At 71.0% G+C, this 19,882-nt stretch carries 17 protein-coding genes; 9 read left to right on the forward strand and 8 right to left on the reverse strand.

The features are described from left to right. Positions 1 to 190: 190 nt before the first annotated feature. Positions 191 to 1,279 carry an anthranilate phosphoribosyltransferase gene (gene trpD / locus ACFWBN_RS18390; RefSeq protein ID WP_385177807.1) on the reverse strand — a complete coding sequence of 363 codons (1,089 nt, stop codon included), beginning with the start codon at positions 1,277 to 1,279 and terminating at the stop codon, positions 191 to 193. 236 nt (positions 1,280 to 1,515) lie between these two features. On the opposite strand from trpD, the gene ACFWBN_RS18395 reads away from it, so the two are divergent. Continuing rightward, the gene (locus ACFWBN_RS18395) at positions 1,516 to 2,859 is read left to right on the forward strand and encodes a PLP-dependent aminotransferase family protein (protein ID WP_385177809.1); all 1,344 of its coding nucleotides are present in this window, start codon (positions 1,516 to 1,518) and stop codon (positions 2,857 to 2,859) included. Here ACFWBN_RS18395 and ACFWBN_RS18400 read toward each other — a convergent pair. Continuing rightward, on the reverse strand, positions 2,837 to 3,421 hold the full coding sequence (locus tag ACFWBN_RS18400; protein ID WP_385177811.1) for an anthranilate synthase component II: 585 nt from the start codon (positions 3,419 to 3,421) through the stop codon (positions 2,837 to 2,839). The two genes, ACFWBN_RS18395 and ACFWBN_RS18400, sit on opposite strands and share 23 nt — an antisense overlap. Continuing rightward, on the reverse strand, positions 3,418 to 4,854 hold the full coding sequence (locus ACFWBN_RS18405) for an anthranilate synthase component I family protein (RefSeq protein WP_385177813.1): 1,437 nt from the start codon (positions 4,852 to 4,854) through the stop codon (positions 3,418 to 3,420). The genes ACFWBN_RS18400 and ACFWBN_RS18405 overlap by 4 nt, the downstream gene beginning before the upstream one ends. 189 nt (positions 4,855 to 5,043) lie before the next feature. On the opposite strand from ACFWBN_RS18405, the gene ACFWBN_RS18410 reads away from it, so the two are divergent. The 4 genes from ACFWBN_RS18410 to ACFWBN_RS18425 are packed head-to-tail and all read left to right on the forward strand — an operon-like array spanning position 5,044 to position 9,743. Further along, positions 5,044 to 6,369, forward strand: coding sequence for a class II 3-deoxy-7-phosphoheptulonate synthase (locus tag ACFWBN_RS18410; protein WP_385177818.1), 1,326 nt, complete (start codon positions 5,044 to 5,046; stop codon positions 6,367 to 6,369). Between the two features lie 29 nt (positions 6,370 to 6,398). After that, a complete protein-coding gene (locus ACFWBN_RS18415) occupies positions 6,399 to 7,553 on the forward strand; it encodes an NAD(P)/FAD-dependent oxidoreductase (protein WP_385177820.1) in 1,155 nt (384 codons plus the stop codon). Between the two features lie 32 nt (positions 7,554 to 7,585). Next, positions 7,586 to 8,515, forward strand: coding sequence for a hypothetical protein (locus ACFWBN_RS18420; protein WP_385177822.1), 930 nt, complete (start codon positions 7,586 to 7,588; stop codon positions 8,513 to 8,515). A 49-nt stretch (positions 8,516 to 8,564) separates the two neighbouring features. After that, positions 8,565 to 9,743, forward strand: a complete 1,179-nt coding sequence (locus tag ACFWBN_RS18425) for a cytochrome P450 (RefSeq protein WP_385177824.1) — start codon at positions 8,565 to 8,567, stop codon at positions 9,741 to 9,743. Between the two features lie 77 nt (positions 9,744 to 9,820). Here the strand turns inward: ACFWBN_RS18425 and ACFWBN_RS18430 are convergent, their stop codons facing one another. Next, the gene (locus ACFWBN_RS18430; protein WP_385177826.1) at positions 9,821 to 10,570 is read right to left on the reverse strand and encodes a DUF4344 domain-containing metallopeptidase; all 750 of its coding nucleotides are present in this window, start codon (positions 10,568 to 10,570) and stop codon (positions 9,821 to 9,823) included. A 282-nt stretch (positions 10,571 to 10,852) separates the two neighbouring features. On the opposite strand from ACFWBN_RS18430, the gene ACFWBN_RS18435 reads away from it, so the two are divergent. After that, on the forward strand, positions 10,853 to 14,062 hold the full coding sequence (locus ACFWBN_RS18435; RefSeq protein ID WP_385177828.1) for a tetratricopeptide repeat protein: 3,210 nt from the start codon (positions 10,853 to 10,855) through the stop codon (positions 14,060 to 14,062). 237 nt (positions 14,063 to 14,299) lie between these two features. Here ACFWBN_RS18435 and ACFWBN_RS18440 read toward each other — a convergent pair whose 3' ends face one another. After that, complete coding sequence (locus ACFWBN_RS18440; protein WP_385177830.1) at positions 14,300 to 14,524, reverse strand: hypothetical protein; 225 nt, start codon at positions 14,522 to 14,524, stop codon at positions 14,300 to 14,302. 2 nt (positions 14,525 to 14,526) lie between these two features. Further along, positions 14,527 to 15,408 (reverse strand): mycothiol conjugate amidase Mca, encoded by an 882-nt coding sequence (mca, locus tag ACFWBN_RS18445; RefSeq protein WP_385177832.1) that lies wholly within the window; start codon positions 15,406 to 15,408, stop codon positions 14,527 to 14,529. Positions 15,409 to 15,528: 120 nt separating this feature from the next. Between mca and ACFWBN_RS18450 the strand changes: the two genes are divergently transcribed. From ACFWBN_RS18450 to greA, 3 genes are all read left to right on the forward strand, one after another. Beyond that, positions 15,529 to 15,942 carry a DUF4307 domain-containing protein gene (locus tag ACFWBN_RS18450; RefSeq protein WP_385177834.1) on the forward strand — a complete coding sequence of 138 codons (414 nt, stop codon included), beginning with the start codon at positions 15,529 to 15,531 and terminating at the stop codon, positions 15,940 to 15,942. Positions 15,943 to 16,046: 104 nt separating this feature from the next. Then, a complete protein-coding gene (locus ACFWBN_RS18455; protein WP_385177836.1) occupies positions 16,047 to 17,240 on the forward strand; it encodes a hypothetical protein in 1,194 nt (397 codons plus the stop codon). A 146-nt stretch (positions 17,241 to 17,386) separates the two neighbouring features. Continuing rightward, complete coding sequence (gene greA / locus ACFWBN_RS18460; RefSeq protein ID WP_385177838.1) at positions 17,387 to 17,884, forward strand: transcription elongation factor GreA; 498 nt, start codon at positions 17,387 to 17,389, stop codon at positions 17,882 to 17,884. An 83-nt stretch (positions 17,885 to 17,967) separates the two neighbouring features. Here greA and ACFWBN_RS18465 read toward each other — a convergent pair whose 3' ends face one another. Both ACFWBN_RS18465 and ACFWBN_RS18470 read right to left on the reverse strand, forming a co-directional pair. Then, entirely contained in the window at positions 17,968 to 18,834 is an 867-nt protein-coding gene (locus ACFWBN_RS18465) for an ABC transporter permease (RefSeq protein ID WP_385177840.1), read from the reverse strand. After that, a complete protein-coding gene (locus ACFWBN_RS18470) occupies positions 18,831 to 19,853 on the reverse strand; it encodes an ATP-binding cassette domain-containing protein (protein WP_385177842.1) in 1,023 nt (340 codons plus the stop codon). The genes ACFWBN_RS18465 and ACFWBN_RS18470 overlap by 4 nt, the downstream gene beginning before the upstream one ends. Between the last annotated feature and the right edge of the window lie 29 nt (positions 19,854 to 19,882).

Consider the following 19,882-nt stretch of genomic DNA (forward strand, 5'->3'; position numbering starts at 1 on the left):
AATCGTGGTGGAACCGCACACCGGGGAAGAGGCGGGCGGCGCGTCGGCCGCCCGCGCCCCCGGGAGGGCCTGACGTGACCGGGCGCGCGGTCGGCCGGCCCGGGGTGGCCGCCGCCTTGGCGGACGGACTACCGGGCCACGCCGACCACTTCGGTCCACCCCGGCGGCCGCGGGGCCGCCGGCGGTCCGTCTACCCGGCCGAGGATGCCGCGCTCTCGGCCAGCTTGGCCGTCACCCTGGCCCACCGGTCGAGGAGTTCCGCGGCATCGCCGCTGTCGACGGCGCGGGCGGCCCGCGGCATGGCGGCCCCCAGCCGCTCCGTGAGCGGCGCGGTGTCGGGGGTCGCCGCGGCGAGCCCCGCCGCGGCGGACAGCAGGATGGCGTCGCGGACCGGGCCGCGTGTGCCTGCGAGCACCCTCCGGGTGATCTCCGCGTTGTGTGCCGGGCTGCCGCCGCGCAGGGCATCCAGCGATGCCCGCGGGATGTCGAGGTCCTTCGGGTCGAAGGTCTCCTGGCGTGCGGTCCCCTCGTGCACCGCCCACACCTGGGACGTGGTGGTGACCGTCAGCTCGTCGAGCCCGTCGTCGCCGCGGAAGACGAGCGCTGAGCGGTTACGGCGGGCCAGCACTCCGGCGACGAGGGGAGCCATCCGGGCGTCGGCGACGCCGATGGCGGCCGCGTCGGGCGCCGCGGGGTTCGTCAGGGGGCCCAGCACGTTGAAGGCCGTCGGCACACCGAGTTGCCTGCGGACCACGGCAGCGTGGCGCATCGCGGGATGGAACACCGGGGCGAAGCAGAAGGCGATGCCCACTTCGGCGAGCACCCGCGGCACCGTCACCGGCGGCAGGTCGATGACCACGCCCAGTTCTTCGAGCAGGTCCGCCGAGCCGCAGGCCGAGGACGCGGACCGGTTGCCGTGCTTGACGATGCGCGCACCGGCCGCCGCAGCCACGATCGCCGAGACGGTGGAGATGTTCACCGTACGGGCCATGTCTCCGCCGGTGCCGACGATGTCCAGGAGCGGCCCGTCGGCCCGGACCCTGACCGCGTGCGCGTCCATGGCACGGACAAGGCCGTCGAGCTCCGCGACGGATTCTCCCTTGGTCCGCAGGCCCACCAGCAGGCCGCCGAGTCTGGCATCGTCGGCGGCGCCACGCATGACCTCGCCCATGGCCCACTCCGTGTCGACTCCGGTGAGGTCGCGGCGGTCCGTGAGCGCCGAAAGAATACCCGCCCATCGTTTCCGAGTTGTGTCGGATGCGGTTGCCTGGCCGGTCATCGCTACTCCTTCACTGGTTATTCGTATGGAGCGTCGCAGCCGACAACGGCTTCGGACAAGTCCATTCCACTCTTTCGCGAGCAGACCAATTCCGCGCTGAAGAGAAAGCCGTCCCCGACCGAGGGTCCGCACCCAAGAAGTCGGATCTGCCGCGGGGATTTCGCGCCGGCCTAAAGGCCGGCCCCAACGGGGGAAGAATGCTACCTATCGCCATAAACCGGAAACTGCCGCTGTCCATGACCACGCAGATTCAGGCGGCCATCCGAGACCGGATAAAGGACGGGACCCTGCATCCGGGTGTCCGACTGCCATCGAGCCGGAACCTGGCCGGAGATCTCGGAGTCTCGCGCAGTGTCGTGGTCCAGGCCTACGAGGAGCTGGTCGCCGGAGGATATCTGCGGTCCACTCAGGGCTCGGGCACCACGGTGGCGACCCACCTGCCGCACCCCAACCGAGGCGCGGTCAAACCGGCCCGGCGCGCGGAGGCCCGCTACGACCTACGGGCCGACGCGACGAGCTCGGCGCTGTTCCCGTCCCGTGAGTGGCTGCGGGCCTACGAGTACGTGGGGCAGTCGATCGGCGGCGCCGGCCCCCGGCCGTATCCCCTCGGCATCCCGGAACTCCGGGAGGAACTCGCGGCCTACCTCGGCCGTTCGCGGGGGGTCCTGACGACCGCCGCCGAGGTCGCCATCACCTCGGACTTCGACCACACCGTCGACGTGGTGTGCCGTGTCCTGCACGACCTCGGGGTCGACCACATCGCCGTGGAGAGCCCCGGCGCGCCCTGGAAGGTCAGGATCGCCGAGCGGGCGGGGCTGCGGGTCAGCGGAATCCCCGTGGACGACGACGGCATCGACGTGGACGCCCTCGCCCGGTCCGGGGCGCGCGCCGTGCTGGTCACCCCGGTGTCGCAGGTGCCGACGGGCTCCGTGCTGTCGCCGGGGCGCCGGGACGCCCTGCTGCGCTGGGCGGCCGACGTGGACGGTTGGGTGATCGAGTACGACCGGGACGGGCATTTGTGGTTCGGCGTCAGCAGCGGTCCCCTCGCCCTCCAGCGGCACCGCCCGGAGCGGGTGATCTACGTCGGGACGACCGGGGCCATGCTCGGCTCGTGCATACAGCTCGGCTGGGTGGCGGCGCCCGACGTGGTGGCGGAGCGGCTCGGCCGGACACCGTTGGGCGTCCCGGACCCGCTCACTCAGCTGACGTTCGCCCACTTCATCTCGTCCGGCATGCTGGACCAGCACATCCGGGAGATCCGGACCGTCCTGCGCGCACGGCGCGCGGCGCTGCGGGACGCCGTCGAAAACAGCCTGCCGGGCGCCAAGATGACCGGCGAGCCGACGGGCATCCACGCCTACGTCCAGTTACCCCAGGGCGTCGACGACGTCCGCCTCGCCGCCCTCGCTCGGGCGAATTCGGTTCTCGTACATCCCGGCAGGCACTTCCAGTTCGGCCGCCGGTCGCCCTCGTCCGGGGTGGTGCTCGGCTACGGCGCGGTGCGCCGCAGCCTGCTCGCGGAGGCGGTCGGTGTGCTCGCCCGGGCCATGCGCCAGGTCACCGGGAAGCCGGTGTCCTGACGCCGGCCAGGAAGTTCGCCAACATGGTGAGGCCGTCGCCGGTGCTGATGCTCTCCGGGTGGAACTGCACACCTTCGACCGGCAGTTCGCGGTGGCGCAGTCCCATCGGGTAGCCGTCGTCGGTCGACCGTGCCGTGCACAGGAGTTCCGCGGGCAAGGGGTCGGCCACGACGATCGAGTGGTACCGGGTGACCGTCTGCCGGTCCGGCAGGCCGGCGAACACGCCCAGGCCGTCGTGGTCGATCACGCTCGTGCGGCCGTGCATGAGGTTGTCCGCGAGCCGGACCTCGCCGCCGAACGCCAACGCGATGGCCTGATGCCCGAGGCACACGCCGAGCAGCGGTACGTCACCGGCGAAGTGGCGTACCAGCTGCACGTGGCCGGAGTCGGCGGGGTGACCGGGCCCCGGTCCGAGGACCACGGCGTCCGGTCGCCACGCGGACAGCTCCTGTGCCGTGCGCGTACCGGAACGGACGACCTCGGTCTCCGCCCCCAGTTCGCGCAGGTACTGGTCGATGACGTGGACGAAACTGTCGAGGGCGTCCAACACCAGCACTCTCATGCCGGCTCCTTCCCGGTGAGCGCCCAGTGGGCGGCCCCCATCTTGGCCAGGGTCTCGTCCCACTCCCGCTCCGGCTCGGACAGGGCGACCACTCCCGCGCAACTCTGCGTGGCGTAGCGGTGGTCGCCCGGGGTGGGTTCGTGGTGCGTGATGGTCCGGATGCAGAGGGCGAACTCGGCCCACCCCTGGACGTCCACCAGACCGACGGCGCCCGCGTAGAGGCCGCGGCGCTCGGCCTCGATCTCGTCGATGATCTCCATGGCGCGCAGCTTCGGCGCCCCCGTCATGGTCCCGGCGGGGAACGTGGCACACAGCACGTCCCAGACGTCCCGGCCTGCGTCCAGTGTGCCGGTCACCGTGGACACCAGGTGGAACACGTGCGAGAACGCCTCGACCGCCATCAGGTCCGCCACCTCGAGGGTGCCGGGGCGGCAGACCCTGCCGATGTCGTTGCGGCACAGATCGACGAGCATCACGTGCTCCGCCTGCTCCTTGATGTCGGCCTGCAGTTCCTTGACCCGCCGCTCGTTGTCCGCTCCGGTCGGGTCCCGGCGCGTGGTCCCCGCGATGGGCCGCATGGTGATGTGGTCCTCGTCGAGCCGGAAGAGCAGCTCCGGGCTCGCGCCGATGAGTGTCGTCCCGGACTGTGTGAGCAGGTACATGTACGGCGACGGGTTGCGGTCGCTCAGGCGCCGGTAGACCTCTTCCGGCGTCAGTTCGCTGCGGACGTCGATGCGGTGACCCACCTGGATCTGGTAGATGTCCCCCACCCGGATGTGGTCCAGGCAGCGTTCCACCCAGCCCAGGAACGTCTCCCGGTCGACGGTGTCGTGCACCGCGAGCGGGACGGGCGCGGGCGGCACGGCGAGGTCGGTACCGGGGATGTCGCGCAGCGCCTCGTGCGGCAGCGGTTCGGGCAGTCCGGGACCCGTGGCGCGGAGCAGGACCGGCGGTCCGCCCTCGCGGCCGAACCGCAGGGTGTGCTGGAACAGGGTGAGGGTCAGGTCCGGCACGTCCGGTGGGGTGCGCCGCGGCGGCAGCTCCTCCATGTACGCGGCCGCGTCGTAGCCGACCGTGGTGAGGAAGCCGAAGGTGAATCCGCGGAGGTCGGTATGCACCCGGAACAGGCGCGTGGCCCGGCGGAGCATGTCCCAGGGGTCGGTCGTCGTCGGGCCGCAGCGGGCCCGCAGCAGGTCGGCCACCGGACCGCTGCCGCGCACGGTGACCCGGTCTCCGGTCACCGAGATCTCGGCGAGCCGGCCGAAGCCCACCACGGTGCCGATGCCCGCATGGGACCGGTCCGGGTGCAGGTCGTCGAGCAGGAAGGCCTCCTCGGCGCCGAGCCTTCGACACAATTCGGCATGCACGGCCAGTGCGTTCGCGGTTGTCTCCACGGGAATCGCAGTCACGGTAACGTCCAGTAATTCCGTCATCGCAGAGATGGCACACCTCCATTGTCAGCCGCAAAAGTAAACAAAATCTGAACACCCCAGATCGCCGGCGCTGCTCTGGAACTATGTCATCGGCCCGGACATGGTTGGCCAGACCAATGGCCACTCCATCGACCGGACCACTTGCGGAATTCATTGCGCCCCGCACGGAGACCGTGTTGGTCTGCGTTCATGACGAATTCCGACCTGCTCGTCTCCTGGCGCGACGCACCCGCGACGCACCAACCGAATTGGACGGACCGCGCCGCTCTGGAGGACGTGGTGGCCCGGCTGTCCGCCGCGCCCGGCCTGGTCACCCCCAGCGCATGCGACGGTCTGCGGTCGCGGCTCGCGGCGGCGGCCAGCGGCGAGGCGTTCGTACTGCAGGGCGGCGACTGCGCGGAGACGTTCGACGGCGTGACACCGGAAGCGGTCCGCAACAAGATCAAGACGTTGCTTCAGATGGCCGTCGTCTTCACCTACGCGGCCGCGACGCCGGTCGTGAAGATCGGCCGGATAGCGGGGCAGTACGCCAAGCCGCGGTCCAGTCCCTTCGAGACCCGGGGCGACGTCACGCTCCCGGTGTACCGGGGCGACGCGGTGAACGGCTTCGCGTTCGACCCACTGGCCCGGGTGCCGGACCCGGCCCGGCTCTGGCGGATGTACGAGGCCTCGCGGTCCACCCTGGACATCATGGCGGGCTGTGCGCGCGACGGTTACGCGGGGCTCGACCAACTGCACCGGTGGAACCGGGACTTCGTGGCGAGCTCACCGGCGGGCGCCCGCTACGAGGAAGTGGCCTACGAGATCGACCACGCGCTGCGGTTCATGCGCGCCTGCGGCGTCCAGCTCGACATGCTGCGTTCGGCCGACGTCTTCGCCAGCCACGAGGGCCTGCTGCTGGATTACGAGGACGCTCTCACCCGCCCCGACCCCGACGGCATCAGTTATGCCACCAGCGGGCACATGCTCTGGGCCGGCGAGCGCACCCGCGCCCCCGACGGCGCGCACATCGGCTACTTGAGGAGCATCTCCAACCCCGTCGGGGTCAAGCTCGGGCCGACGACGACGCCGCAGGAGGTCCGCTCCTACATCGACCTGCTCGACCCGGAGCGGCAGCCGGGCCGGTTGACCTTCATCACCAGGATGGGCGCGCGCGAGGTCCGCGACCGGCTGCCCGGCCTGATCCGCGCCGCGCGGGGCACCGGCGGCACACCGCTGTGGATCTGCGATCCCATGCACGGCAACACGTACGTGGAGCGGAGCGGCCGCAAGACCCGGCGCCTCGCCGACATCCTCGACGAAGTGCGCGGCTTCCTCGAGGTCCACCGTGCCCTTGGCACCCACCCCGGCGGCATTCACATCGAGTTGACCGGCGAAGACGTCACCGAGTGCATCGGCGGCGGGGACGAGGTCCTGGCCGCCGATCTGCACCACCGCTACGAGTCGACCTGCGATCCGCGGCTCAACCGCAGCCAGTCTCTCGACCTGGCCTTCGACATCGCCGAACTGCTGTGACCGCGCACGCCCGAAACATGGAGGGAACAGTGAAGACCGTAGGGGTCGTGGGGGCCGGCGTCATCGGCGCCTGCCTGGCTTTCAGTCTTGCCCAACGCGGAATGCGGGTGCACTGCGTGGAACGCGCGCAGCCCGGCGGCCTGACCACCGATGTCAGCTTCGCGCGGCTGAGCGCCTTTCAGCAGCCGACGTACGCACGGTTCGAGCTGAGTCACACCGGAATGATCGAACACCTCCGGTTCGCCGGGCAGTTCGACTCCGCCCCCTGGTGGCATCCCACCGGAAGTCTCGCCTGGGGCGACGACGAGGACGGCGGCGAGGGCGGCGGCGAGGGCGGCGGCGAGGGCGGCGGCGCGTCGTTCGCGGACGTGGCCCACCGCCTCAGCTCCTGGGGCTATCGGACGGTCTGGTCCGACGCGGCCCGGGTGAACCGCGAACGGGAGCCGGGCATCGCGTTCCCGCACGCCCGGACACCGGCCGTGCTGTTCCCGGACGAGGGCTGGATCGACGGGCCGAAACTGGTCTCCGAGATGCTCTCGGCGGCCGAGGACACCGGGCGCCTGACGCTGTGGAACGGCGCGGTGGACGGCATCGAGGTCCACGACGGAGAAGTGCGGGCCCTCCGCCTCGAATCCGGCGACCGCATCGAGGTCGACGCCGTCGTCAACGCCGCCGGGCCAGGGGCTCCCACGGTGGCCGCGACGCTCGGAACCGCCCCGCTCGAGGGCGTCGCGACGCGCAGCAGCCTCGTGATCGACCTGCTCACCGACGGCGATCCGGTGCGGCACGTCCTGCGCGGCGCACAGGCCCACGCCAGGTCGGCGGGGCCGGGGCGCGTGCGCGTGCGGTCCGACCAGGTCGATGCCCGCCTCCCGGACGCAATGCGGTCCGATCCCGGCGACGAGCTCGTCAAGGATCTGCTGGAGCGCGCGTACCGCACGGTTCCGGCGCTCGAGTCGGCCACCGTCGACCGGGTGCGCATCGGTACCGCCGTGTTCCCCGCGGACGGTTTTCCCAGCATCGGCGGGCTCTCCGCGGTCTCCGGCTACTACGAGGCCTTCGCCAACAGCGGTATCACCCTCGCCCCGTTCATCGGGCGGACCCTGGCCACCCACATTGCCACCGGGGAGATTCACCCGATGTGGGCCCGATGCTCTCCTGACCGATTGAGGACGGCATCGTAAACATACTGGAACCACCAATAAGGAGTGGGAACATGTCTGCATTTCCGGAGCTCCGGGAGCTGACCACGAGCTTCATATCCGAAGAGCCCCCAGAGATCCAGGAGATACGCACGGGAACCCTTCCCGAGCTGCCGGGGTCGTACGGCCAGTACTTCACCGCCTGGGATTTCTCGAACAGCATCATTCGCGACTACTCGATGAATCTCTACCAGTTGACGAAGATGGCGACGGACGAGAGCCTCTCCGTCGAGAACGTGCTGACGGTCTTCCGCACGCTGGACCCCATCTACAGCACCTTCCTCGGCTACAACGGGTTCCCGACCCTGGCGAAGTACGCCGAGCAGGTCGGGCAGCCCGCGGACAGCCGTGGCGAGCTCGTGGACAGGCTGGCCACGTTCACCGAATACGCGAACCGGCTCACGGCCTGGTCACACCACTACTTCCCGTGGGACCTGGGCGAGCACTACCGCTATCCCACGAACGATGCCGCGGTGGGGCCGGAGCACACCCCTGCGCCGGTCACCGTCGAGGATTCGCTCCAGCGGATTCCGGTCAGGCTCACCTGGCAGCCCCTGGGGGTGGAAGTCGAGGCCGAGCTCTACTGCGATCTCAATCAGCAGCTCTGCATGGACGTCCTCAAGTCCCTGCCGTTCACGGTCCTGCAGGACCACGCGGTCGTCAGCGGTGAATCCATGTACGCGTGGGCGCCCTTGGTGAGCGTGGCACCGACGCCGGTGCGCGAGCGCATCTGCGACGCGCCGGTCGGCCGGCTCAGGTTCAGCCAGGCGACGGGCAACAAGGTCATCGTCCAGTACGGGCCGACCTCGGAGACACTCAGCAGCCCTGTCCTCGGCAAGGTGATCGACAGCCACACCGACAGGCTCGCCGAGGTCGGAAAGGCCGTATGGGAAAGCACATTTCGCTCGAAGGAGCACATATGGCTCACGGTGGAACGTCTCTGATCACGGCCGGGTGGGACGGGACGTACAGCCAGTCAGAAAGGGTGAAGGCATGACGAGTTCGCCGAGCAAACCGACCAGGGACCTGCTGTTCCCCGAACTGGGCGACTCCGTTGAATCGCGGATCGCCTGGTTCCAGCACATGCAGAAGAATGAGCCGATGCGCTTCCGCCCGGAATACAACCTGTGGGAAGTGTTCCGGTACGACGACGTACAACACGTACTCAAGAACCCCACCGACTTCTCGGTGACCAACAAGACCCACATGGGCCTGCCGTTCTCCTTCGGCCGAGCCGACATACCGGACCACCGCTATCTGCGAGGGTTCGTGGCACGCTCGTTCCAACCCGGCAGCATCGAAAAGATGGCGCCGGAATTCACGGCCATGGTCGACTCGCTCCTGGAGCCCGCGCGCACCTCCGGAAGGATGGAGCTGCTCGGCGAGCTCTGCTATCCGATCATGGAGCGTGCCGTTGCCCACATGTTCGGCCTCCAGATCCCCGGCGCCGACCGTTTCCGGGAATGGTCCGACCAGATGTTCGGCCAGCTCATCGGGGTCCGCTCCCCGGACCACGCCGACGTGGTCGACCTGTTCAAGGAGCAGCTCGACGACCGCAAGCGCGACCCGCGAGACGACCTCATGAGCGAGCTGCTCGCGGAGCGGCGCAAGGACGGCCGGCTGGCCGAGGAAAAGATCATCCACATGTGCCTTGACCTGGCGACCGCCGGCAACGCACCCATGGCCCTCATGCTGTCCTACGCCTTCGACCGCTTCTGCCGGGACCCGGAGTTCTTCCAGACCCTGCGGCGCGACCCCTCACTGATTCCGGGGGCCATCGAGGAGATCCTGCGCTTCGACTTCTCGTGGTTCAACCTGTGGCGCACGGCCCGGCACGACACCGTACTGGGCGGCCATGAGATCAAGGCCGACCAGTACGTGGTGGTCTGGGACTCGTCGGCCAACTTCGACGAGAACTACTTCCCCCAGGCCGACCGATTCGACATCAGGCGCTCCCCCAACCCCCACATGACCTTCGGGCAGGGCATGTACATCTGCCTCGGCCTGCCCCTGGTGCGCACACTGGGGCGCGTCGTGCTGGAACGCGTCGTCGCCACCTTCTCCGACATGCAATCCGACCCGGAGAACCCCATGCGAACCCTGGACCGGATGAAGGACTACATCGTCTCCCTCGACGTGGTCCTGACGCCGGCGAAGGTGGCCGCCCCCTGACACACGGCCCGGATTCCCGGGCCGAGCAGGCCGCTTGCGCCGGCACGGAAGAACGGCGCGAGCGGCCTGCGCCCGGATCAGTGCCGAAGGAGCGGGGCCAGGTCGCGGGTCCAGGTGTCGCGGGTGCGGGTCCAGGTGGCGGCGCAGTCGGCGCGGGCCGGGGTGGCGAGGTCCGGGTGGCGGGCGGGGGCGGCGCCGTAGACGGCGCAGCGGTGGGATGCGGCGCGGGCGGCGGGCGGGGCGTGTTCGTCCGTGGGGTCGGGGATGGGGTCGGCCGCGGCCGCCGCGTCGTAGGAGCGGGCGGCGGTCAGGAGGGTGTTCTCGCCCTCGGCTTGGCCGCGCACCAGCATCACCTGGGCGAAGCCGTCGGCGGCGTCCTCCTCGGCGCGGTCGTCGAGGGTGAGGTGGAGGGCGTCCGCGAGGGCGTGGCCCGCCTCGTGGTGGATCGTCTCCCGGACGATCTCGGCGAGGTCCTCGTCCGGCCGCCCGGAGCCGGAGCGCTCGATCAGCTCGCGTTCCTCGGTCAGGTCGTCGTAGCAGAGCTCGATGCGGCGTTCCCCGGGGTCGTAGCCGGTGCCCTCGCCGTCGCAGGAGCGGGCGACGACCTCGACGCGGTGCGGCAGGTCGACGTACGCGTTGAGGTCGGCGAGGACGGATTCGGCGAGCGCCCGGTCCTTCAGGAAGCGCTGGTGCTTCCGGTCGGCCGCCGCGGGCTCCTCGTAGCGGAGGACGAATCCCCTGTCGCGGGCGGGCGGCTGCTCCGCGCAGCCGGTCGCGAGCAGGAGGAGCGCGGCCGCGCACGCCGCCCTGCGGCGCCCGGCGGTCACGCCCGGGTGCAGACGTAGGTGCTGGTGCTGCCGCTCGGTTCGATGTGGCGGATGCGGAGCGTGTTGCGCCGGCCCATGAGCCGTGCCGCCGTGCGGATCCCTCGTACCGTCACCGGTCCCCCGTTCCTGCCCAGTGGATCAACAAGGGACGACTATAGGCGGGTTGCGAGCCCGGTCACCAAGGGCCAACTCCCTCTGAACTAGCTCAGATTCCCTCGCGCTCGTGCGCGTCCCGACGGACACTTGGGGCACGTTGCCGGAGCTCTCCGAGGGGGATTGCCGATGCGGGACAGCCATCGCAGTGAGGCCGAGCGGCTGTTGGGGCGGGCCGTGGACGAGGAGGCCCGGCGCGCGGCGGCGGGAGCGCCGGTCGACAAGGCCGCGCTGCTGGCACGGGCCGGTGAGGCGCTGGATTCGCTCGCCGCGAGCGCGGCGCCGGAGTACGAGGCGTACGTACGGGCCCTGGACGAGGCGGCGGCCGGGGAGCAGTCGCTCGGTGAGGCCTTCCGGCGCGGCAACTCCTCAACGGCCTTGCTCGTCGCGGCGGTTGCGGCGGCAGCGGCCGTCGGGGCGGATCTGGCGCTCGGCGTGGCGGCCGGTACGGCACTGGCCGCGGGGGCGGTGGCGGGCGTCGCGGGGGCGGTGGCCACGGTGGCGAAGGTGACGGCGCTGCACCTGCCGGCCGCGAACCGGCGGGCCGGGGAGCGGGGCAGGCCGGGCGGGCCCGAGCAGCTGAAGCTGCAGTGGCTGTCGGCGCTGGAGGTGCGCGGCATACGGCCCTTCCTGGAGCAGCAGCGCGCGGTGGCCGCGGCGGCGCGGGCGCCCAGAACCGCGGCGCGGACCGCGCCGCCGCTGCGCGGGACGGACCGGAGCGCGGAGGCCCGGCGGCGCAGCGTGCTGGAGCAGTCCTTCGGTCAACTCCCGGATCCGGCCGGTCCGTTCGTGGGCCGGAAGGCGGAGCTGACCCGGATCGCGCAGTGGGTGCAGGCGGCCCGGGCCAGTACGGAGACCCGCCCGGTGGTGGTGGTGCTGCACGGCGAGCCTGGGGTGGGCCGGACGGCGCTGGCGCTGCGGACGGCGCACGGGCTGCGGGACCAGTTCCGGGGCGCGTGCGTGGTGGACCTGCGGGGCGGGGACCCGGGCGGTGCGCCGCTGTCGACGCGGGAGGCGCTGCTGCACCTGCTGAACCGGCTGGGCGCGCCCCGCGAGCAGCTGCTGTTCCGCGAGGGGTCCTCGGCGGACCAGCAGGTGCGGCGGCTGGGCGAGCTGTACCACCAGCACCTCCAGGGGCTGCCGGTGACGGTGGTCCTGGACGACGCGGTGGACGCGGCGCAGGTACGGATGCTGGTGCCGGGGCGTTCCGAGAGCCTGGTGCTGGTAACGGCGCGGGAGCCGCTGGAGCTGCCCGCGGATCTGGCGGCGTGGGTGTACCAGCTGCCGGTGGAGCGGTTGGCGGAGGCGGAAGCGGCGGAGCTGGTCCGGGCGGTGGCCGCGCCGGAGTCGGAGGTCGGCGCGGCAGCGGTGTCGGCCGCCGTGGAGCTGGGCGGCGGGCTCCCGCTGGCGCTGCGGATGCTGGCCGCGCCGGCCCGCGGGGGCCGGGTCCCGGCCGCCGGGGCGGACGGGCACCCGGTGGAGCGCGCCCTGCGGGCCGCCGATGCCCGGCTGCCCGCGCCCGCCCGTCGGCTGCTGCGGCGGCTGCCGCTGGCCGGGCGGGCCTCCCTCGGCGCCGCGGCCGCGGCCGCGCTGGCCGACGTACCGGAGCAGGCGGCGCTGCGCGCGCTGGAGGAGCTGTGGGAGGCCGGGCTGATCGAGCGGGTGCGCGGGCAGCGGTTCCGCATGCACGACGCGGTGCGCGCGTACGCCGCGGCCCGGCTGGCGGCCGAGGAGGACCGGGCGGAGGCCGCAGCGGCCCACGAGCGGCTGATCCGCAACTACGCGCAGCTCGCGGACTCGGTGATCCGGATGGTCGACGGGAAGATGTCGACGCGGGCCAATCAGTTCGGCGGCCACGGTTTCACCTCGCTGGACGCGGCGCTGCGCTGGCTGGACGATGAGTCGAGCTTCATCACGGCGGCGCTGCGGCATTCGGAGGGCGTGGACCAGCAGGCGGTGCTCGACCTGCTGGGGGCGCTGTGCGACTTCTGCCTGCTGCGCGGTGACCTGTACCGGCTCGGCGAGATCGACGAGCTGACCCAGGCGGTGGCGGCCGGCCGGCAGGGCGAGCAGGGGCGCCTGGTGCGGTCGGTGCAGTGGCGTACGGGTATCGCGGCGCGCCAGCTGGGCGAGCTGGACAAGGCCCGCACCACGCTGACCTCGGTGGTGGACGGCTACATGGAGGCGCACCAGGAGGCGGGGGCGGCGATGGCCCTGGTCTCGCTCGGGATCACCCTGCACCACCAGGGGAGCCTCCCGGAGGCGGCGGCCCGCATCCGCGAGGCGCTGGTGCTGCAGGAGCCGGCGGAGCTGGCGGGCGACCGGGCGTGGGGGCTGCACGCGCTGGCGGCCGTGGAGCGGGACCTGGCGCACCTGGCGGAGGCGATGTCCCTGCTGGAGCGGTCGCTGGCCCTGCACCGGGAGAGCGAGAGCGTGCACGGCGAGGCGTGGGCGCACTTCCAGCTGGGTCAGGTCTACCTGCGGGTCGGCGACGTGCCGCGGGCGGAGGCGGAGCTGCGCCTGGCCCTGGACCTGTACGGGCGTACGCGCGACGACCGCGGCGAGGCGTGGGCGCTGACCCAGCTGGGCCGGGCCCGGGTGGTGGACGGGGATCCGGGGCGGGCGCTGGAGCGGCTGCGGGAGGCGCTGGCCCGGCACCGGGAGGCGGAGGACGCGCGCGGCGAGGCGTGGACGCTGTACTACCTGGGGCAGGCCCTGGAGGAGGGCGGCGAGCGCGACCAGGCGGTGCGGGAGCTGGAGCGGGCCCGCACGATGTTCTCCCGGATGCGGGACGTGTACGGGCTGGCGCACGCCCGGCACCACTCGGGCCGGGTGACCCGCGACCAGCGCGCCGCCCAGACGGGGAACCTGAAGAACTCCGGCTTCGCCCGCCAGCTGCTGGTGGACGCGCGGGCGGACTTCCGGCGGATCGGGCTGGCGCACGGCGAGGCGTGGACGTGCCTGGAGCTGGCGGTGGTGGACGCGGGCAACGGCCGGGTCTCGCAGGCGGTGGGCCTGTGCGAGGAGGCGGTGCGGCTGTTCATCTCGTACGGGGACCGGCGCGGGGAGGACTGGGCCCGATTCCTGCGGTGCACGATGCTGCCGTACGAGGTGACGTCGCCCCCGGAGGAGGCGCGGGCGGAGCTGGCCCGGCTGGCGCAGGCGCCGCATCCGGCGCGGGACGGGCGGCTGGAGGACTGCCTGGAGAGCTACGGGGTGATCCTGGGCCGGGGCGTGGACCCGGCGGAGGGCTGGCAGGCGTGGCGGCTGGGCCTGGTCCCGAATCTCCACTCGCGGGAGATCATGGGCGTGCCCTTGCCTCCGGCCGACCCGGCGTAGCGGATACGGAGCTCAAAGGCTCGGGGCTCCGCCCCGCACCCCGCGCCTCAAACGCCGGCGAGGCTGGATGTGCCTCCGGCGGCGCCTCAAACGCCGGCGGGGCTGAAATTGCCCTGCGGGCAATCCAGCCGCGCCTGGCGGGCGGCAGCAGCCAAAATCCAGCCCCTCCGGCGTTTGAGGAGCGGGGTCTGGGGCGGAGCCCCAGGAGCGTGCCCGCGCCTCAAGGACGGCGGGGGCCTAAGGGGCCCGGGTGGCTTCCGCGCCGGCGGGGCCCGGCTCCGGGGCCTCCTCGAAGTCGACGCGCCCCATGTGCCGGCTCATGGACTTCATCAGGCCCCACACCCCGAGGGCGAGGGCGGCGAAGACGATGAAGCCCAGGATTCCCGGGGTCACCTTGTTCTTGTCGAAGGTGTCCCCGGCCAGCGGGAGGAGCTGGGCGATTGCTGCTTGCGTAGCGCTCATAGCTACGCATTCTCCCGGATGCCCGCGAAGAGGTCGGACTCGGGGAGGGAGGTGTCGACGAGCGACTTCGCGAGCTCGTACTCCTCGGTGGGCCAGACCTCCTTCTGGATCTCCATCGGAACGCGGAACCAGCCGCCGTCCGGGTCGATCTGCGTGGCGTGCGCGACGAGCGCCTTGTCACGGATCTCGAAGAAGTCCGCGCACGGGACGTGCGTGGTCAGGGTCCGCTCCTTGCGCTCGAACTCCTTCCACCGCTCCAGCCACTCCCCGTAGGGGGAGTCCATGCCGCGCGACAGCAGCGCCTCGTGCAGGGCGATGGTGCGCGGCTTGTTGAAGCCCTGGTTGTAGTAGAGCTTCTGCGGCTGGTACGCCGGGCCGAACTCGGCCTCCGGGAACTTGTCGGTGTCGGCCGCCCCGTCGAAGGCCACCATCGAGATCTTGTGGGTCATGATGTGGTCGGGGTGCGGGTAGCCGCCGTTTTCGTCGTAGGTGGTGATGACCTGCGGCTTGAAGGCGCGGATCTTCTTCACCAGCTCGCCGGCGGCCTCGTCGACGTCCGCGAGGGCGAAGCAGCCCTCGGGGAGCGGGGGCAGCGGGTCGCCCTCCGGCAGGCCGGAGTCGACGTATCCCAGCCACTCCTGCTCGATGCCGAGGATCTCGCGGGCCTCGTCCATCTCCTTGGCGCGGACCTCGTGGATGTTCTCCTCGATGTACTTGTCGCCCTGGAGCTTGGGGTTCAGGACCGAGCCGCGCTCGCCTCCGGTGCAGGTCACGACCAGTACGGGCACCCCCTCGGACACGTACTTGGCCATGGTGGCCGCGCCCTTGCTCGACTCGTCGTCGGGGTGGGCGTGGACGGCCATCAGTCGAAGCTGCTCGGTCAAGACGGGATCCTCTGCGATTCGGCGCGACGGTCGGCCTCTATATTGACCGAATCGGGGCACGGAAAATTCCGGGGGTGGGTCCGCGGGAATCCGGCCCCCGTCTCTGGGAAGGAACGATCGATGAGCGCGGTACGCGAAGGCCTGCGCGAGGGCCGTTACGGCCGGTCGGCGGACGAGCGCGCGGACCGGAAGCTCAAGATCGTCGGGTCCGTGCTCGGCGCCGCGCTGCTGGGCATGGTCGGCTGGATCGGCTGGGACTACGTCGCCGGCCAGAGCGTCAGCGCCGAGGTGATCAAGTTCCAGGTGGTCTCGGACACCGAGGTGAAGGTGCACCTGGAGGTCCGCAAGGAGTCCTCGGTCACCGGGGTGTGCACGCTGAGCTCGCAGGACAAGGAGCACGGCGAGGTGGGCCGCGCGGACTTCACCTTCGCGCAGCGCCAGGGCCGGGTGGACGAGATGGTCTCCCTCAAGACGACCGGCCGGGCCACGATGATCGAGCTGGTGGGCTGCCAGCCGGCGGCCGGCGCCCGCTGAAAGCAGAGCAGGGGCCTTCCCCGCGGCTTTGGGCATGATCATGACCAGGCCTAGCATGTGCACGCCATCCCCCCGTGCCGTGCTCAGCCGAGGAAAAGCCACTCATGCGCCTCAAGCGGATACTCACCGCGCTCACCGCCCTCGCCTCGCTCACCCTGCTCACGACCGCCTGCGAGGACTCCTCCGGCCCGCCCGTGGACACGGTCCCCGGGGCGACCGCCGCGGCGACCGCGGCGGCGGCCGGAAAGGGCTCGCTGGCCGAGGCCCAGGCCTACGTACAGAAGTTCGCCTCCTGTGAGGACATGGGGACCGACCCCAAGGACAGCCGGTTCCCGCTGACGGACTTCACCACCGTCGGCCAGTGGTCGGTGACCGAGCGCGGCGTGTGTTCGGACAAGACCGAGCACGGCGAGATCGTCTTCTACATGCCCTCGGACATGAAGGCCTTCCAGCAGGGCTACCTGGACCGCACCAAGGAGCGGATCGCGGCGGGCGAAGGAACGTACGGCCTGTTCAGCCGCGTGATCATCGGCAAGAACTTCGTGATCACCCCGACGAAGACCCGTACCGCCGTCGCCCTCGTCGAGTCCGACCTGCGCGTCCTCAGCTGCAATCCCTCCTTCTTCCCGCCGGACGGCTACAAGCGGGAGAAGGCGCTGGTGGAGGGCTGCGGGCTTTCCGACTTCGTCAACAGCACCGACGGCAAGGGCAGCAAGAACCACGAGGTCCCGCACGACCCCGCCACGGAGGGCCCCGAGAAGCCCGGCCAGCCCGCCACGGGCAGCCTGGGCCTGCCGAGCGCGGGCAGCCTCGCCGAGCTGAAGAAGATGGTCCACCCGCACACCGTCGACTGCACGAACATGTCCACCGAGGACGCCGCGGTCGAGTCCATCGACTACCAGCCGGTCGTCAAGGGCGAGCACCACTCCTGGGGCGTCGAGGTCCGGGCGGTCTGCGGCACCCTCGGCGGGGCGCAGCGCGCGCACAATCTGAACTGGCTGGACCTGGTCTCCGACATGAAGACGCTCCAGACCAGGGCCAAGGCGGCGCAGCTGGCCGACCTGAAGGACGACGGCCGGCTCAAGGCCACCGCGAGCAAGCTGCTGGTCGGCAAGAACATCGCCGTGGAGACCAACAGCCCGTCGGTCCGGCTCGGGCTCTACCAGTTGCAGTTCCTCTACCTGAACTGCGAGCCCGGCTTCACCACCGCGCCGGCCGGCTTCCGGCTGGAGCCGTCGCTCGTCGAGGGCTGCGTCCTGACCAATTTCGAGCGCGACAATCAGCCCGGGGGGCGCTGAGGGTCATCGGTGGGGGGCCTCCGCGTCACCCCTGATGACACACTTCATACACATGACGTCCTCCCCCTTTTCCTGCCGAATTGTTAGGCTCGTGGTTTCGCCCGCCGCTGGCGGCTTGTAGTCCCCTGTACCGACGAGGAGCACCCGTGACCCAGACGAGCGAAAGCGTCACCTGGCTGACCCAGGCGGCGTACGACCAGCTGAAGGCAGAGCTGGACTACCTCTCTGGTCCCGCACGCACGGAGATCGCCACGAAGATCGCAGCCGCCCGCGAGGAGGGCGACCTGCGCGAGAACGGCGGTTACCACGCGGCCAAGGAGGAGCAGGGCAAGCAGGAGCTCCGCGTGCGCCAGCTGACCCAGCTGCTGGAGAACGCCAAGGTCGGGACCGCGCCCGCGTCCGACGGCGTGGTGGCCCCCGGCACTCTCGTCAAGATCGCCTTCGACGGCGACGAGGACGACACCATGGAGTTCCTCCTCGCCTCCCGTGAGTACGCGTCCTCGGACTTCGAGACGTACTCCCCGCAGTCCCCGCTGGGCACCGGCGTGATGGGCAAGGCGATCGGCGAGGACGCCGAGTACGAGCTGCCGAACGGCAAGAAGGCCTCGGTCAAGATCCTCGACGTCAAGCCCTTCACCGGCTGATCACCCCTGATCACCGTTTTTCTCACGCACGACGATGCCCGGCCGGGTTCCGCTTCCGGCCGGGCGTCTTCGTGCGTACGGGCCTACGCGGTCGCCGAGCGGTACTTGCGGACCGAGAGGGTCCGGAAGACCGCGATGATCAGCAGCGACCAGAGGATGGACGCCGGCACCGGGTGCTGCATCGGCCAGGCCGCCGGCGCCTCGTACCCGGGCGGCAGGTTGCCGAAGAGCTCGCGGGCCGCCTGGACGGTGGCGCTGAACGGGTTCCACTCCGCGATGTGCCGCAGGAAGGTCGGCATGTTGTCGGAGGGGACGAAGGCGTTCGAGATGAACGTCAGCGGGAAGAGCCAGATCAGCCCGCCCGAGGTGGCCGCCTCCGGGGTGCGCACCGACAGGCCGATCAGTGCGCCGATCCAGGAGAAGGCGTAGCCGAGCAGGAGCAGCAGGGCGAAGCCGGCGAGCACCTCGCCGATGGTCGTGTGGGTGCGCCAGCCGACCAGCAGCGCGACCAGGGCCAGGACGACGAGGGTCAGGGTGGTCTGGACGAGGTCGGCGAGGGTGCGGCCGGTCAGGACCGCGCCGCGCGCCATGGGCAGCGAGCGGAAGCGGTCGATCAGGCCCTTGTGCATGTCGTCCGCGATGCCCGCGCCCGCTCCGGCCGTGGCGAAGGTGACGGTCTGGGCGAAGATGCCGGCCATCAGGAACTCGCGGTAGGCGGCGGGCGAGGTGTTGCCGCCGACGCTGATGGAGCCGCCGAAGACGTAGCTGAAGAGGACGACGAACATCACCGGCTGGATCACGCCGAAGATGATCATCTCGGGGATCCGGGACATGCGGATCAGATTCCGCTTGGCGATCACCAGGGAGTCGCTCACGCCCTGGACGATGCCGCCGCGCGGGCGGGGTGCGGCCAGTTCCGGGCTCGCGGAGGTGGTGGTCGTGGTGGTCACTTCGCCTTCTCCTTCCGCGCCGCCCTGCGGCCCCTGGGGTCGGCGTCGGCGGGGCCGTCGCCGTTCTCCTCCGCCGCCAGCTCGGCCGCGTGGCCGGTCAGGGAGATGAACACGTCGTCGAGGGTGGGCCGGCGCAGGCCGATGTCGTCGATCTCGATGCCCCGGCCGTCCAGTTCGCGGATCACCTCGGCGAGCAGCTTGGCGCCGCCCGACACGGGCACGGTCAGCTTGCGGGTGTGCTCCTCGTAGGTGGTCTCGCCCTTGCCGAAGCCGGCGAGCACCTCGCGCGCGGTGGGGATGTGCTCCCGCTCGTGGACGACGACCTCCACGCGCTCGCCGCCGGTGCGGGCCTTGAGCTGGTCGGAGGTGCCGCGGGCGATGACCTTGCCGTGGTCGACCACGCAGATGTCGTGCGCGAGGTGGTCGGCCTCCTCCAGGTACTGGGTGGTGAGGAGGAGGGTGGTGCCGCCGGCGACCAGTTCCTGGATGATCCCCCACAGCTGCTGGCGGTTGCGGGGGTCGAGTCCGGTGGTGGGCTCGTCCATGAACATCACGGGCGGGCTGACGACGAGGGCGGCCGCGAGGTCCAGGCGCCGGCGCATGCCGCCGGAGTAGGTCTTGGCGGTGCGGTCGGCGGCGTCGGAGAGGTTGAAGCGCTCCAGGAGTTCGGCGGCCCGGGCCTTCGCCGCCTTGGCCTTCATCTGGTAGAGCCGGCCGACCATCTGGAGGTTCTCACGGCCGGTCAGGTACTCGTCGACGGCGGCGAACTGGCCCGACAGGCCTATCGCGCGCCGGACCTCGTTGGGGTGCTTGAGGACGTCGATGCCGGCGACTACGGCCTTGCCGCTGTCGGGCCGGAGGAGGGTGGTCAGGACGCGCACGGTCGTGGTCTTGCCCGCGCCGTTGGGGCCGAGCAGGCCCAGGACGGTGCCTTCGGGGACATCGAGGTCCACGCCGTCCAGAGCCCGTACATCGCCGAAGGTCTTGACCAGACCTTCGGCGTAGATCGCGCCTGGCATAGGGATTCTCCCAGTGTTTTCGGGTGTTT

The organism is Streptomyces sp. NPDC059989 (assembly GCF_042736975.1).
Taxonomy (GTDB): Bacteria; Actinomycetota; Actinomycetes; order Streptomycetales; family Streptomycetaceae; genus Streptomyces.

Coding starts and splice junctions, on each gene's coding strand:
- ACFWBN_RS18410 (WP_385177818.1), top strand. CDS start 5,044: ATGACGAATTCCGACCTGCTCGTCTCCTGGCGCGACGCACCCGCGACG.
- ACFWBN_RS18425 (WP_385177824.1), top strand. CDS start 8,565: ATGACGAGTTCGCCGAGCAAACCGACCAGGGACCTGCTGTTCCCCGAA.
- ACFWBN_RS18470 (WP_385177842.1), bottom strand. CDS start 19,853: ATGCCAGGCGCGATCTACGCCGAAGGTCTGGTCAAGACCTTCGGCGAT.
- ACFWBN_RS18405 (WP_385177813.1), bottom strand. CDS start 4,854: ATGACGGAATTACTGGACGTTACCGTGACTGCGATTCCCGTGGAGACA.
- ACFWBN_RS18400 (WP_385177811.1), bottom strand. CDS start 3,421: ATGAGAGTGCTGGTGTTGGACGCCCTCGACAGTTTCGTCCACGTCATC.
- ACFWBN_RS18420 (WP_385177822.1), top strand. CDS start 7,586: ATGTCTGCATTTCCGGAGCTCCGGGAGCTGACCACGAGCTTCATATCC.
- ACFWBN_RS18395 (WP_385177809.1), top strand. CDS start 1,516: ATGACCACGCAGATTCAGGCGGCCATCCGAGACCGGATAAAGGACGGG.
- ACFWBN_RS18450 (WP_385177834.1), top strand. CDS start 15,529: ATGAGCGCGGTACGCGAAGGCCTGCGCGAGGGCCGTTACGGCCGGTCG.
- trpD (WP_385177807.1), bottom strand. CDS start 1,279: ATGACCGGCCAGGCAACCGCATCCGACACAACTCGGAAACGATGGGCG.
- ACFWBN_RS18455 (WP_385177836.1), top strand. CDS start 16,047: ATGCGCCTCAAGCGGATACTCACCGCGCTCACCGCCCTCGCCTCGCTC.
- ACFWBN_RS18440 (WP_385177830.1), bottom strand. CDS start 14,524: ATGAGCGCTACGCAAGCAGCAATCGCCCAGCTCCTCCCGCTGGCCGGG.
- ACFWBN_RS18435 (WP_385177828.1), top strand. CDS start 10,853: ATGCGGGACAGCCATCGCAGTGAGGCCGAGCGGCTGTTGGGGCGGGCC.